At 65.5% G+C, this 12,419-nt stretch carries 17 protein-coding genes; 9 read left to right on the top strand and 8 right to left on the bottom strand.

What is annotated here, in order from left to right; all coding sequences use genetic code 11:
- Positions 1-58 precede the first annotated feature (58 nt).
- The 8 genes from AC1D1Y_RS10070 to AC1D1Y_RS10035 all read left to right on the top strand — a co-directional run bounded on the left by AC1D1Y_RS10070 (position 59) and on the right by AC1D1Y_RS10035 (position 4,330).
- Positions 59-352: a hypothetical protein gene (locus AC1D1Y_RS10070; RefSeq protein WP_477674996.1), complete on the top strand. Its 294-nt coding sequence runs from the start codon at positions 59-61 to the stop codon at positions 350-352.
- 9 nt (positions 353-361) lie between these two features.
- Positions 362-694, top strand: a complete 333-nt coding sequence (locus AC1D1Y_RS10065) for a hypothetical protein (protein WP_477682214.1) — start codon at positions 362-364, stop codon at positions 692-694.
- A 279-nt stretch (positions 695-973) separates the two neighbouring features.
- Positions 974-1,456: a hypothetical protein gene (locus AC1D1Y_RS10060; RefSeq protein WP_477682213.1), complete on the top strand. Its 483-nt coding sequence runs from the start codon at positions 974-976 to the stop codon at positions 1,454-1,456.
- Positions 1,457-1,497: 41 nt separating this feature from the next.
- Entirely contained in the window at positions 1,498-2,160 is a 663-nt protein-coding gene (locus tag AC1D1Y_RS10055) for a penicillin-insensitive murein endopeptidase (RefSeq protein WP_477682212.1), read from the top strand.
- 59 nt (positions 2,161-2,219) lie between these two features.
- Positions 2,220-2,798 (top strand): GNAT family N-acetyltransferase, encoded by a 579-nt coding sequence (locus AC1D1Y_RS10050; RefSeq protein WP_477682211.1) that lies wholly within the window; start codon positions 2,220-2,222, stop codon positions 2,796-2,798.
- A gap of 7 nt (positions 2,799-2,805) precedes the next feature.
- Complete coding sequence (locus tag AC1D1Y_RS10045) at positions 2,806-3,156, top strand: hypothetical protein (RefSeq protein WP_477682210.1); 351 nt, start codon at positions 2,806-2,808, stop codon at positions 3,154-3,156.
- Positions 3,157-3,207: 51 nt separating this feature from the next.
- Positions 3,208-3,792 (top strand): helix-turn-helix domain-containing protein, encoded by a 585-nt coding sequence (locus AC1D1Y_RS10040; RefSeq protein WP_477682209.1) that lies wholly within the window; start codon positions 3,208-3,210, stop codon positions 3,790-3,792.
- Positions 3,793-3,799: 7 nt separating this feature from the next.
- Positions 3,800-4,330, top strand: a complete 531-nt coding sequence (locus AC1D1Y_RS10035) for an N-acetyltransferase family protein (RefSeq protein ID WP_477682208.1) — start codon at positions 3,800-3,802, stop codon at positions 4,328-4,330.
- A 4-nt stretch (positions 4,331-4,334) separates the two neighbouring features.
- Here AC1D1Y_RS10035 and AC1D1Y_RS10030 read toward each other — a convergent pair whose 3' ends face one another.
- The 8 genes from AC1D1Y_RS10030 to glnK all read right to left on the bottom strand — a co-directional run bounded on the left by AC1D1Y_RS10030 (position 4,335) and on the right by glnK (position 11,611).
- Entirely contained in the window at positions 4,335-4,844 is a 510-nt protein-coding gene (locus AC1D1Y_RS10030; protein ID WP_477682207.1) for an EVE domain-containing protein, read from the bottom strand.
- Between the two features lie 6 nt (positions 4,845-4,850).
- Complete coding sequence (locus tag AC1D1Y_RS10025; RefSeq protein ID WP_477682206.1) at positions 4,851-5,225, bottom strand: VOC family protein; 375 nt, start codon at positions 5,223-5,225, stop codon at positions 4,851-4,853.
- 184 nt (positions 5,226-5,409) lie between these two features.
- Complete coding sequence (gene glcF / locus AC1D1Y_RS10020) at positions 5,410-6,639, bottom strand: glycolate oxidase subunit GlcF (protein WP_477682205.1); 1,230 nt, start codon at positions 6,637-6,639, stop codon at positions 5,410-5,412.
- Between the two features lie 4 nt (positions 6,640-6,643).
- The gene (locus tag AC1D1Y_RS10015; protein ID WP_477682204.1) at positions 6,644-7,420 is read right to left on the bottom strand and encodes a YoaK family protein; all 777 of its coding nucleotides are present in this window, start codon (positions 7,418-7,420) and stop codon (positions 6,644-6,646) included.
- Between the two features lie 7 nt (positions 7,421-7,427).
- The gene (gene glcE, locus AC1D1Y_RS10010) at positions 7,428-8,513 is read right to left on the bottom strand and encodes a glycolate oxidase subunit GlcE (protein ID WP_477682203.1); all 1,086 of its coding nucleotides are present in this window, start codon (positions 8,511-8,513) and stop codon (positions 7,428-7,430) included.
- An 86-nt stretch (positions 8,514-8,599) separates the two neighbouring features.
- The gene (locus AC1D1Y_RS10005) at positions 8,600-9,526 is read right to left on the bottom strand and encodes an SMP-30/gluconolactonase/LRE family protein (protein WP_477682202.1); all 927 of its coding nucleotides are present in this window, start codon (positions 9,524-9,526) and stop codon (positions 8,600-8,602) included.
- A gap of 166 nt (positions 9,527-9,692) precedes the next feature.
- Positions 9,693-11,240, bottom strand: a complete 1,548-nt coding sequence (locus AC1D1Y_RS10000) for an ammonium transporter (RefSeq protein WP_477682201.1) — start codon at positions 11,238-11,240, stop codon at positions 9,693-9,695.
- 32 nt (positions 11,241-11,272) lie between these two features.
- Positions 11,273-11,611 (bottom strand): P-II family nitrogen regulator, encoded by a 339-nt coding sequence (gene glnK, locus AC1D1Y_RS09995; protein ID WP_007873831.1) that lies wholly within the window; start codon positions 11,609-11,611, stop codon positions 11,273-11,275.
- A gap of 309 nt (positions 11,612-11,920) precedes the next feature.
- On the opposite strand from glnK, the gene AC1D1Y_RS09990 reads away from it, so the two are divergent.
- Positions 11,921-12,419 (top strand): magnesium chelatase domain-containing protein (locus tag AC1D1Y_RS09990; protein WP_477682200.1); only part of this gene is annotated, 499 nt, incomplete at its 3' end.

Below are 12,419 nucleotides of genomic sequence, written 5' to 3'. Positions count from 1 at the left end.
GACTGGATTGCAACCGCCAAGTTAGACGCCCGCAAACCAACCCACCCAATAAATAAATATGCCCTCCATTCATAACGGCTCCGGCACCATGTACTACGGCAAGCGAGATGTCGATATCGGCGGATCGTACGTTACGACCGAGTGGATCGTGTTTTTCTGGCTTCCAATACTGCCTCTCAGTTCCTGGCGCGTCTTCCCACTTACAGACGAACTTGTGACCAGCTATGGAACCCGGCAAGCCTATCAAGCAAGACCCGTCTCTCTAAACTGGGCCCAGGTGCTGAATGTCTACCTTCTCACGGCCGGCTGCCTTGCTGGCGCCTGGTACGTCTTTAGTCACTACATCTTTTGAGGAAAGCACATGCCCTTCACAATGAGCGGAACCGGAACACGCTACTACGGGGAGCGAGAACACGACATCGGCGGGCAGTACATCACCACGCTGTGGGTGGTGATCATCGGAGTGCCCCTCTTGCCACTGTCGTCATGGCGGGTGTACCCGCTCAGCGATGAGCAATTTGTCGACCACTCATATCTTCATGGCAGAGAAGTGCATCACACGGAGCAAACCTTCCAGGCCAAGCGTGTGCCACTGAACTGGAAGCAGGTGCTGAACATCTATGCCGTCACCGCCGCGGGTGTCGGGCTGGTGCTATGGGCGCTGCACCGTGCATTCGGGGGACGGGGCGCCTAGCTTTTTATTGGGACATGAAAATAGCTTAGCCCTTCGACCAAGCGGGCGCTGAGCCCATCTGAGCCGGATCCGGTCAGACCATACATAAGGTAAATCGCTGACGCCGTACGAGCTGGCTTTCACCAGGGGGATCTCAATCGCTGATCGTAACCAATACTTCAACGAATGTTGTGTTGATGGTGATGTCGCAATGGGTCAACTGCTTCCCCTTACTCCACGCGAGATATTCCCCCCGGCACGGGCAGCCAGGCCTTCAGATCACCCGCTATAGTGCAAGCCGTGACCCTACAACTACTTCTTGAAGTACTCACCGCCGTCGTATTTTTGGCAACGATTTTTATTGCGCCCATTGCGTGGTTTCGCATGGTGCGGGCGCAGACGCGATCAGCCTACTGGAAGAACATCGCGCTCTTCGCGACGCCGATTCTGCTGACCCTGGCGCTCGGCAAGGCTAGCGGTCTCATGACGGAACCCGTGGGGCYGCCGCCCGTGCTGCCACCGCCTGGGGATGTCTTCGCCGGAATGCCGACAGGTCAATTGATCCTGCTTTCACTGGCAGCGATGCTCTGGATCGGCGGTGGGAATGTATTGCTCTACCGGCACCGCCGGCGGCTCGGGAAGAAATGGTGGCAGGCCCTGAACCCATTCGATCCTCCGTTCAAGGATTTCAACACCGCGGAGTGGCTGACGCTGGGAGGTCTTGTCGCCGGCTCATTTGCTCTTGGAACGCTTGCTCTTTCGTATGGTCGTGGGGCTTGGTAGCCGGGCCCTCCATGCACCAACTCGCGTGTCTGATCGCCACAATGCTGGCCGCCCTGTCCGCCCAAGCCCTTGCCGCCGACAGCCAGTGCTTCGGCACGGTCAGCAAGGGCCGCATCGAAGGCAGCGTCAAGCTGCCCGCCAGCGGCCCCAACTTCACGGCCTACAGCAGCCTGGCGGCCACGGCAGGCCGCACGCATGTGCATGCCAAGGTCGCGGACATCATCACCGCGTCCTATGCGGCGCTGCACGCCGCAAGCCCTTCCACCATTTATATTTACGGCGAAACGGGCTGGCCTTCGGGCGGTCGCTTCCGGCCGCACCGCACGCACCAGAACGGCCTGTCCGTGGACTTCTTTGTGCCGGTCCGCGATGCGCAGGGAAAGTCCGTTCCGCTACCGGGCAGCGTCAGCAACCGGTTCGGTTATGACATTGAATTCAATGCCGACGCGCAATACGGCGAATACGCCATCGATTTCCCCGCCATCGCCGAGCACCTGTACCAATTGCACCTGGCCGCGAAGGCGCGCGGCGTCGGCATTGCCCTGGTCATCCTCGACGCGCCGTTTTTGCCCCGGCTGTTCGCCACGCCGCGCGGCACCTACCTGAAGCAGAACCTGAACTTCATGAAGGGCAAGCCCTGGGTTCGCCACGACGAGCACTACCACGTGGACTTCGCTGTCCCCTGCAAAGCCAACACAGACTAGCGCTTGCGGCCGGCGGCGCTTTGGCTATAGTGCCAATACCGGTTCGCCCTTCCCGCCCCATGAAGCTCACCGTCCGCCCCCTCACGCCCGAGCGCTGGCCCGATCTTGAAGCGCTGTTTTATGCCAAAGGCTGTTCGGTCGCGCGTGGCTGCTGGTGCATGTATTACCGGCGCAGCGGCGCACGCGAACCGCTGCCTGCGGGCACCACCGCAGCCCAGGCCAATCGCGCAGACCTGAAGAAACTGACCCACTCTGAAACACCGCCCGGCCTGATCGGCTATCGCGGCAAGGTCCCGGTCGGCTGGGTGTCGCTGGGGCCGCGTGAAGACTACGCCAAGCTCCAGCGCTCACCGGTGATGAAACCGGTCGACGAACAGCCTGTCTGGCCGATCATCTGTTTTGTCGTGCCATCGGAATATCGCGGCGAGGGTGTCGCGCGGGCACTGCTGGACGGGGCCATCACCTACGCCAAAAAGCAGGGTGCCACGCTGCTCGAGGCCTATCCCGTGGACAAACCCGGCCGCTCGCATGACGACTTTATGTGGTTCGGCGCCAAGTCCATGTATGACGACGCCGGCTTCCAGGAGGTCGCGCGCCGCAAGCCGCAGCGGCCTGTCGTGCGGCTCAAGCCTGTCTGAGTCCTGTATGGCCTATAGCTACCTCTTCTTCGAGCCCACGCGGTTGCCGCTGACCCCTGATGAACTCGACGACAGCACGGTGCGCCCGCTGGACGACGCCGACGCGGTGCGGGCCGCACTCTCGCGCATGCTTCCCGCAATCGCCTGGGATGATGACGACCAGACCGGCCGCATGCAGGCCGACGAAGGCTGGATCGAATTTCAGTTGCCGGCCTCGGAGGACACCTTGAGCATGCGCTGCTCGCTGCGGGCCGACTATTCGGCCCTGGTGCAAAGCCTGTGCGACCGGTCAGGCTGGCTGGCGTTCGACGAGCGGCCGATGTGCTTTCAACCTGGCCAGGCGCCCATGCCTGCCTAGCTGCCCACACGCTGGACATAACATCCAATATGGTGGAAAATAAATTCCATCATGACAGAACCCGCTTCCGACCTCAACCAGCGCATCGCCGAGCGCGTGCGCGAACTGCGCGCCGCCAAAAACCTGTCGCTCGACGCGCTGGCCGCCAGAAGCGGCGTGAGCCGTTCCATGATTTCATTGATAGAGCGCGGCGAGAGCAGCCCCACCGCCGTGGTACTGGAGCGGCTGGCCACCGGCCTGGGCGTGATGCTGGCCTCGCTGTTCGATGCGCCCCCCGCCCAGGCGCCCGCCAGCCCGGTGGCGCGCCACGCGGAGCAGCTGCAGTGGCAGGACCCGGCTTCCGGCTACCTGCGGCGCAACATCTCGCCGCCCGGCGTGCCGCAGCCCATGCAGATCGTTGAAGTGCACTTCCCCCCGGGCGGGCGGGTGGCCTTTGAAACCGGCGCGCGCGATGCGCGTGTGCACCAGCAGGTGTGGGTGCTCGAAGGYGCCATCGACATCACGCTGGGCAACGCGCGCCACGCTCTGCGCGAGGGCGACTGCCTGGCCATGCAGCTGGACCGTCCCACGATGTTCCACAACCCCACGCGAAAGCCCGCGCGCTATGCGGTGGTGATCGCCACCGAACCGGCTTGAACCCATGATGAACACGACACCCTGGTCGCTGCGGCGCCTGCCCGCCGTCACTGACACCCAGATCGCCGGACTCGCCGATGTGCTCATCGATTGCGTCGAAGGCGACGCCTCGGTGAGTTTTATGCACCCGCTGTCGCACGAACGCGCCGCGGCATTCTGGCGCGGCGTGGCGCAGGGTGTGGCTGCGGGCGAGCGCGCGCTGCTGGTCGCCGAGGACGCGCAAGGCATTTGCGGCACGGTGCAGCTGGTGCTTGCCCAGGCCGAGAACCAGCCGCACCGCGCCGACCTGGCCAAGATGCTGGTGCACCGCCGCTGCCGGCGCCAGGGCCTGGGCGAAGCCTTGATGCGCGCCGCCGAAAACATGGCACGCGACTGCGGCAAGACGCTGCTGGTGCTGGACACGGTGACCGGCGACAGCGGCGAGCGCCTGTACCAGCGCCTGGGCTGGCAGCGCGTGGGCGTGATTCCCGGCTACGCGCTGTTGCCGCGCGGCGGGCTGGTGGGCACGACGGTGTTCTACCGCGAACTGGCCTGGTAGTTACCTACAAGTCCGGGAACAGCGCCATGGGGCGCGGAGGCGCGACTGTGGCTGTGCCAGCTCCCTCAAAGCCCAGCGCCGCCAGGTCGGCCCGCATGGCCCTTGCGACCAGCCGCATGTCGTGGTCGCTGACCTCGAACAGGCCGAAGCGAAACTTGTAGCCCCAGTGCTGGCGGTTTTCCACAAACTCGAACTCGTCAAGCCAGGGCAGTATGGACACCTCGCGCGTGGCCACATAAGCCACGTCGCGGCGAAAGGGCACAAAGCCGCCGCCCATGTCAAAGGCATAGGGCTCGCCGGCCTGCACCACGCCTATGGAAACAAAGCGCTGGAATTTGTCTTTGCCGCCCATGGTCAGCGCGGGCGAGTAATAGGCCACCCGGTCCCCAGCGGCCATACGCTTGAGCGGCGCGCACTTGCCGTGGCACACCTGCATGTAGCCGGCGCCCGGCGTCTCGCAGCCATGCCGCGCATGCTCGGCGCTGGCGACGGCGATCCAGTTCTTGCGGCCCATCGCAGCTCAAGCCAGCGCGTGCAAGCCGATGCGGTTGCCGTCCAGGTCGGTGATGTGCGCAAAAAATCCCAGGCCGGGCGGCAGCGCCTGGCGCGGCAAGGCGACCTTGCCGCCGGCCTTGACGGCGCGTGCCAGGGCGGCATCGAGCGACGGCGAGGCATCGAGGTAAATCAAAGTACCGGCGGACGCCGGCGCGGGCGCTGTGGGTCCGGCCAGGATCGCGCCACCCACGCCCTCCTCCGCGTCATAGGGAAACACCGCGCCTTGGGACGGGCCCATGGGCTCGCGGCGCATCTTGCACTCGAGCACGGCTTCGTAAAAGGCCTGGGCCTTGTTCAATTCGGTGCTGGGGATTTCAAACCAGGTAATGGCGTTTTTCATGGAAGGCTCCTTTGTTGAAGAAGCCTTGATGGTGCGGACCTGCTACTGACAACGTAGTGTCAGTAGGATGTTGGCCCCCACGCTTTTCACTTCGTGTAATGCGCTGCCCCCCGAGGGGGCGCTGCGCCTGCGGCCCGGCAAAGCCGGTTCCGCGGCCCCGGCTTGCCTGGGATGTTCCCTCCCTTCAGGGCGTCAGTGCTGCGTCCAGCACTTCCACCCAGTGCCGCACCGGCGTCGCCGTACCGCTTTGCAGGTGCGTAATGCAACCGATATTGGCGGAGATGATGGTCTCGGGCGCCGAGACGTGCAGGTTGACTAGCTTGCGGTCGCGCAACTGGTAAGCGATGTCCGGGTTGAGCACCGAGTAAGTGCCCGCCGAGCCGCAGCACAGGTGCGATTCGGCGCTGGCCAGCGTCACTGTGAAACCCAGCGCGCCCATCAGCGTCTCGACCCCGCCGCGCAACTGCTGGCCGTGCTGCAGAGTGCAGGGCGGGTGGAACACCAATGCGCCGGCCCGGGCCTTGACCTTGCCTTGCAGCTCGCCGACCAGTTCGGGCATCAGTTCGCTGAGGTCGCGCGTAAGTTCGCTGATGCGCGCCGCCTTGGTCGCATAGGCCGGGTCGTCCTTGAGCATGTGGCCGTATTCCTTGACGGTGACACCACAGCCCGAAGCGTTCATGACGATAGCCTCCACGCCGCCACCTTCGGAGATATGCGGCCACCATGCGTCGATGTTGCGCCGCATCTGGTCCTTGCCGCCTTCGTGGTCGTTGAGGTGGAATTTGACGGCACCGCAACAGCCGGCCTTGGGCGCCAGCACGGTTTCGATGCCGGCCGCGTCCAGCACACGCGCGGTGGCGGCATTGATGTTGGGCATCATGGCCGGCTGCACGCAGCCTTCGAGCATCAGCATCTTGCGCGCACGCGTGCGCCGCGGCCAGGCGCCTGCGTCCTGCTTGGGCGGCACCTTGTTTTTCAGGGCCGCGGGCAGCAGGCCGCGCACGGCTTGGCCGGCCTTCATCGCGGGCGCGAACAGCGGCGAAGGCAGGCCTTCCTTCAGCGCCCAGCGCAAGGCTTTCTCGCCGGCCGGGCGAGGCACGCGCTCGTCGACCAGCTTGCGGCCTATGTCGACCAGGTGGCCGTATTCGACGCCGCTGGGGCAGGTGCTTTCGCAGTTGCGGCAGGTCAGGCAGCGGTCCAGATGCAGCTGCGTTTTGCGTGTGGGCGCCTCGCCTTCGAGCACCTGCTTGATCAGGTAGATACGGCCGCGCGGGCCGTCGAGCTCATCGCCCAGCAGCTGGTAGGTCGGGCAGGTCGCGGTGCAGAAGCCACAGTGCACGCATTTGCGCAAAATGGCTTCGGCTTCGCGGCCTTCGGCGCTGTTCTTGAATTCGGGGGCGAGATGGGTTTGCATAAAGTCAGGGCGCCTCTTTCAGGGCCACGGCAAGGGCCTTGCGCCGGGCGGCGCGCCGGAAGTCCGCATACAGGGGCGGCAAGGACAAGGCCAGCAGCATGAGCGCCAGCGGCACAACCCAGACAAAGCCGACGTACTTGAACCCGGCCGCGCCGATCACACCGCCGGTGACGAACATCGCCAGCAAGGTGCCGAAAAGACGCAGCTTGATGCGGTTGGCGCGCACACGCGACTCGGGCGGGCCGCCGGTGCGGTTCCAGTAAAACATCTTGCCGAACTCGATGCCCAGGTCGGTGATCACGCCGGTCATGTGGGTGGTGCGGATCTGCGAGGAAGAGATTTTGCTGACCAGGGCGTTCTGCAGGCCCATGGTGAAGGCCAGCACCAGCACGGTCAGCGGCACGGCAAACGGGGTCTGGCGGTTCAGCGTCGCGCCCAGCAGCCCGAACAACAGCATCAGCACGGCTTCCAGCAGCAGGGGCAAAGCGTATTCGCTGCGCAGATGATGCTGGCGCGCCCAGTTCACCAGCACGGCCGTCACGGCGGCGCCGGTGACAAAGGCCAGCAGTGCGCCGATGGCGCCCAGCGCCAATGTCATGTGGCCCAGGACAAGGTTGTCGGCCAGCAGGGAGGCGAATCCCGTCATGTGCGAGGTGTACATGCCGACCACCAGAAAGCCGCCCGCATTGATGGCGCCGGCGTTAAAGGCCAGCAAACCACCCAGCAGGCGATTGATGGAGGGTGTCCGGTGCTGCCCGGTCAGGTGGCGAAGGCGTCGCATGTTCTGCCTACCAGTCCGCGTACAGGCGGCCGGGGTTGAAGATGCCCGCCGGGTCGAACTGTTTTTTGAGTTCGCGGTGTATGCGGTCCAGCGGCGGTTTCAGCGCGGAGAATACCGGCACGATTTTGCCGGCCGAGCGGAACAGCGTGGCATGCCCACTGGCCTGGGCCGCCGCCTGGCGGACCRGTGCCGCGTTGCCGTCGGGCCGCTTGAGCCAGCGCTGCGCGCCGCCCCACTCCACCAGAGTCTCGCCGAGATTCAGCGGTGCAGCGGTGTCGGGCAGGCTGAGGCGCCACAGCGACTCGTCACCTTGCAGGGCGAAGAAGGGCTGGGCCTGCTCACGCAAGGCCGTCCAGTGGCGCGCCGCGTCGCTGTCCAGAACTTCCCCACCCATGGAGGTTTGCGCGGCGGCGACAGCCGCTTTCGCCCCGCGCAGCCGCACCCACAAGCGGCCTTCCCGCCAGCAGGAAGCGTTGACAGGCAGGGGCATGGCGCCCCAGCGGTTGAGCTGTTGCAGGGCGGCGGCTTCATCCATATCGAAGACCAGCGTGGCCTCCTGCGGCGCCACCGGCAGGACCTTGAGCGAGACTTCCAGCAGCACGCCCAGCGTGCCCAGCGAGCCGGCCATCAGGCGCGAGACGTCGTAGCCGGCCACGTTCTTCATGACCTGGCCGCCGAAAACCAGGCGCTCACCCTTGCCGTTGAGCAGCACCACGCCCAGCATGTAGTCGCGCACGGCACCCACGCTGGCACGGGCCGGGCCGCTCAGGCCGCTGGCGACCATGCCGCCCACAGTGGCTTTGGCTTGCGCGCCGTCGAAATGCGGCGGCTCAAAGGGCAGGCACTGCCCCTGCGCGGCCAGCAGCGCCTCGAGTTCGGCCAGCGGGGTGCCGGCGCGCGCGGTGACCACCAGCTCGCTGGGTTCATAGCTGGTGATGCCGCTGTGCGGCCGGACGTCGAGGACGTCGCCCGCCAGGGCCTGGCCGTAAAAGTCCTTGCTGCCGCCGCCGCGCAGGCGCAGCGGTGTGCGCGCGGCAGCGGCGGCGCGCACGCGCTCGGCCAGCGCGGCGCTGATGTCGGTATCTGGAGCCATGGCCACGATGGTAAGCGGCGGCCGCGGGTGGCGGTTTGATTTTTTTGAACGCGGCTTGTTCGGATTTTTCGGCCGCCGGCAGGGAATCAGTCCTGGAAGAAGTTCACGGGCAGGCCGGGAACGTCGACCTGCATGGAAAACACACAGCCCGAATCGGGAAAGTCCTGCAACTCCTGCGCGGGCCGGTTGTAGCGTGCGGTCGTGAGGTACAGGGTCTTGAGGTCGTCGCCGCCGAAGCAGGGCATGGTGGGGCAGCGCGCTGGCACGGCAATCTCGGCCAGCAACGTACCGGCGGGGGACAGCTTGAGCAGCCGCCCGCCTTCAAACATGGCGACGTAGTAATTGCCCTGGATGTCGACCGCCGCGCCGTCGGGCCGGCCGCCGTAGCCGGCCATGCCGGGCAACCAGCCTTCGGGCTTGCCGGGCCACTGCGCGAACACGCGGGGCTGCGTCATCGCGTTGCTGGCGCTGTCCCAATTCCAGGCCCGGATGATGTGGCGCGGCGTATCGGACCAGTAGACGGTGGCGGCATCGGGCGACCAGGCGAGGCCGTTGGCGATGACGGCGTCACCGGCCTTGCGCTCGAGCACCGGCGCGCGGCCGCCGCGGCAGTCCAGCGAGAACAGCGCGGCCGTGGCTTTGTCGCGCGGCTCGTACATGGTGCCGGCCCAGAAGCGGCCCAGCGGGTCGGCCTTGCCGTCGTTGAAGCGTGTGGTCGCCGTGTCGTGGTCGGCTTGCATCAGCTGACGGAGTTCGCCGCCCCATTCCCTGGCGCGGTAGATGCCGTCGCGCAGCGCGACCACCAGGCCGCTGTTGCTGCCGTTCGTGCGCGCTGGCGCGATGCTGCCGGGCTCCGAGGGCATGGCCCAGCTCTCGACCGTGCCCATAAAAACGTTGCAGCGGTGGATCTGCCGGCCGGGGATGTCGATCCAGTAGAGCATCTGCTCGTCGGGATGCCAGAACGGCGACTCGCCGAGCCCGCTGGGCGGTGCAACAAGGGTTTGCCAGGTCATGACGGTGCCTTCGTTTTGTGTGAACAGCCGCCACTTTAACGCCCCCCAAAAAAAACAGCCCACCGGCTTGCGCCGGCGGGCTGAACATCCAAAGGAGACTCTCAGTAAAAATTCAATATCGGAAGGGTCAGGGCCGCCTCTGAGGGCTGCCCTGCCCGTCGCGTTATCAGCGGTTGTAAGCCGTTTCGCCGTGGGACGTGATGTCCAGGCCTTCGCGCTCGTCTTCTTCGCTGACACGCAGGCCGATGGTCAGGTCAACCACCTTGTAGGCGATGAAGGAGACCACACCGGACCAGACGATGGTGATCAGCACGGCCTTGGCCTGGATCCAGACCTGGCCGGCGATGGTGTAAGCGTCAGGCGTTACGGCCGTGGCGGTGACCCAGTCGCCCACAAAGCTCGGGCCGCCCAGGGCCGGCGAGTTGAACACGCCGGTCAGCAGCGCRCCCAGRATACCGCCCACACCGTGCACGCCGAACACGTCCAGCGAGTCGTCGGCGCCCAGCAGTTTCTTCAGGCCGTTCACGCCCCAGAGGCAGGCGAAGCCGGCGACCAGGCCGATGATCAGGCCACCGCCGATGCCGACGTTGCCGGCTGCGGGGGTGATGGCCACCAGGCCGGCGACGGCGCCGGATGCGGCGCCCAGCATGGAAGCCTTGCCGCGCATCAGCGCTTCACCGACGCACCAGGCCAGCACGGCGGCTGCCGTTGCACCGAGGGTGTTGATGAAGGCCAGGGCGGCGAAGCCGTTGGCTTCCAGGGCGGAGCCGGCGTTGAAGCCGAACCAGCCGACCCACAGCAGTGCGGCGCCGACCATGGTCAGGGTCAGGCTGTGAGGCGCCATGGCTTCCTTGCCGTAGCCGATGCGTTTGCCGATGCAGAAGGCGCCAACCAGGCCGGCGACAGCGGCGTTGATGTGCACCACGGTGCCGCCCGCGAAGTCCAGGGCGCCCATTTGCCAGATGTAGCCGCCCTTGGCGCTCATGGCGTCGGCGACTTCCTTGCCGGTGTAGGCGTCAGGGCCCATCCAGAACCAGACCATGTGCGCGATAGGCGCATAGCTGAAGGTGAACCAGATAGCCATGAACAACAGCACGGCGGAGAACTTGATGCGTTCGGCGAAGGCGCCGACGATCAGCGCGCAGGTGATACCGGCGAAGGTGGCCTGGAAGGCGGCGAACACGATCTCGGGGATCACGACACCCTTGCTGAAGGTCGCGCCGTTGGCGAAGGTGCCCGCGACGTTGTCCCAGATGCCCTTCATGAAGAGCCGGTCGAAGCCGCCAAAGAAGGCGTTGCCTTCAGTGAAAGCCAGGCTGTAGCCGTAGATGAACCACAGCACGACGATCATCGAGAAGGTCACCATGACCTGCATCAACACCGACAGCATGTTCTTGCTGCGKACCAGGCCGCCGTAGAACAGCGCCAGGCCGGGCACGGTCATCATGATGACCAGCAGCGTGGAAACCATCATCCAGGCGGTGTCGCCTTTGTTGGGAACGGGTGCGGGCGCGGAGGCCGCTGCGGCGGCTGCCGGAGCTGCGGCTGCCGGGGCGGCCGCAGCCGCTGCTGCGGGCGCTGCAGGCGCTGCGGCTTCAGCCGGTTTGGCTTCCGCGGCCGAAGCGGCGGGCGCGGCGGCCGGGGCTTGCGCCATGACGGCGCCGGTGGTCAGCAGGCTCAGTCCCAGTACAAGGGAAGCGAGTATTTTTTTCATGTCTATGTTCTCTTTATATTTGGGTTGAGCGCTTACAGCGCTTCCTTGCCGGTTTCACCGGTGCGGATGCGCACGACCTGCTCGAGGTTGTAGACAAAGACCTTGCCGTCGCCGATCTTGCCGGTGCGGGCGGCGCCCTCCACCGCTTCGATCACGCGGTCGACCAGGTCGTCGGACACAGCCGCCTCGATCTTGACCTTGGGCAGGAAGTCGACGACATATTCCGCGCCGCGGTACAGCTCGGTATGCCCTTTCTGGCGGCCGAAGCCCTTGACTTCGGTCACGGTGATGCCTTGAACGCCAATGCCGGACAGCGCCTCGCGCACTTCGTCCAGCTTGAACGGTTTGATGATGGCCGTTACGAGTTTCATTTCAGGTTTCCTCCAAGGATGAATAAGGAAGCGGCCCCTCGGTGCACCGCCCCGGCTGCTCTACAGGTTTTCTGGGCGCATGAAGATCGGAGCGCTCCGGTTCAGGGATTCCGAGGGTTGCCACAACAGGTCTTCAGATTCCGCAGGGTTCAATAGCACGTACCGTGCCAAAGCAGCCTGCCTTATGGACCGTAAGCCAGCCTGTTTTCCACCCGAGGCAGTGGGCGTTCTAGAATCCAGTCAAACAATGAGCACCAAATTGGGGCGCATGTCGCGCACAACTTTGGGGCAAAACAGGGGAGTTGCTTCATGAGCTTGTCTTTAGTGCACAGCCGCGCCTTGTTGGGGCTGGAGGCGCGGCCGGTCTGCGTCGAGGTCCACCTGGCCAACGGCCTGCCCAGCTTCACGCTGGTCGGCCTGGCGGAGACCGAGGTCAAGGAGGCCCGGGAGCGCGTGCGTTCGGCTATCCAGAACACCGGCCTGGAGTTTCCGGCCAATAAAAGAATCACCGTCAACCTCGCGCCGGCCGACCTGCCCAAGGATTCCGGCCGCTTCGACCTGGCCATCGCACTGGGCATACTCGCGGCCAGCGGCCAGGTCGACGCCCGCAAGCTCGAAGGGTATGAATTCGCCGGCGAGCTCTCCCTGGGCGGCGACCTGCGGCCGGTGCGCGGCGCGCTCGCCATGAGCCTGGCGCTGGCGCGCACCGAGCGCGCCGCCGCGGGCGCCTTACCCAAGCGCGGCGCGCTCGCCATGAGCCTGGCGCTGGCGCGCACCGAGCGCGCCGCCGCGGGCGCCTTACCCAAGC

The organism is Polaromonas sp. P1_G1 (assembly GCF_056405595.1).
This window is presented reverse-complemented; position numbering and strand designations above follow the sequence as displayed.

Coding starts and splice junctions, on each gene's coding strand:
- AC1D1Y_RS10070 (WP_477674996.1), top strand. CDS start 59: ATGCCCTCCATTCATAACGGCTCCGGCACCATGTACTACGGCAAGCGA.
- AC1D1Y_RS10065 (WP_477682214.1), top strand. CDS start 362: ATGCCCTTCACAATGAGCGGAACCGGAACACGCTACTACGGGGAGCGA.
- AC1D1Y_RS10055 (WP_477682212.1), top strand. CDS start 1,498: ATGCTGGCCGCCCTGTCCGCCCAAGCCCTTGCCGCCGACAGCCAGTGC.
- AC1D1Y_RS10050 (WP_477682211.1), top strand. CDS start 2,220: ATGAAGCTCACCGTCCGCCCCCTCACGCCCGAGCGCTGGCCCGATCTT.
- AC1D1Y_RS10045 (WP_477682210.1), top strand. CDS start 2,806: ATGGCCTATAGCTACCTCTTCTTCGAGCCCACGCGGTTGCCGCTGACC.
- AC1D1Y_RS10035 (WP_477682208.1), top strand. CDS start 3,800: ATGAACACGACACCCTGGTCGCTGCGGCGCCTGCCCGCCGTCACTGAC.
- AC1D1Y_RS10030 (WP_477682207.1), bottom strand. CDS start 4,844: ATGGGCCGCAAGAACTGGATCGCCGTCGCCAGCGCCGAGCATGCGCGG.
- AC1D1Y_RS10025 (WP_477682206.1), bottom strand. CDS start 5,225: ATGAAAAACGCCATTACCTGGTTTGAAATCCCCAGCACCGAATTGAAC.
- glcF (WP_477682205.1), bottom strand. CDS start 6,639: ATGCAAACCCATCTCGCCCCCGAATTCAAGAACAGCGCCGAAGGCCGC.
- AC1D1Y_RS10015 (WP_477682204.1), bottom strand. CDS start 7,420: ATGCGACGCCTTCGCCACCTGACCGGGCAGCACCGGACACCCTCCATC.
- AC1D1Y_RS10005 (WP_477682202.1), bottom strand. CDS start 9,526: ATGACCTGGCAAACCCTTGTTGCACCGCCCAGCGGGCTCGGCGAGTCG.
- glnK (WP_007873831.1), bottom strand. CDS start 11,611: ATGAAACTCGTAACGGCCATCATCAAACCGTTCAAGCTGGACGAAGTG.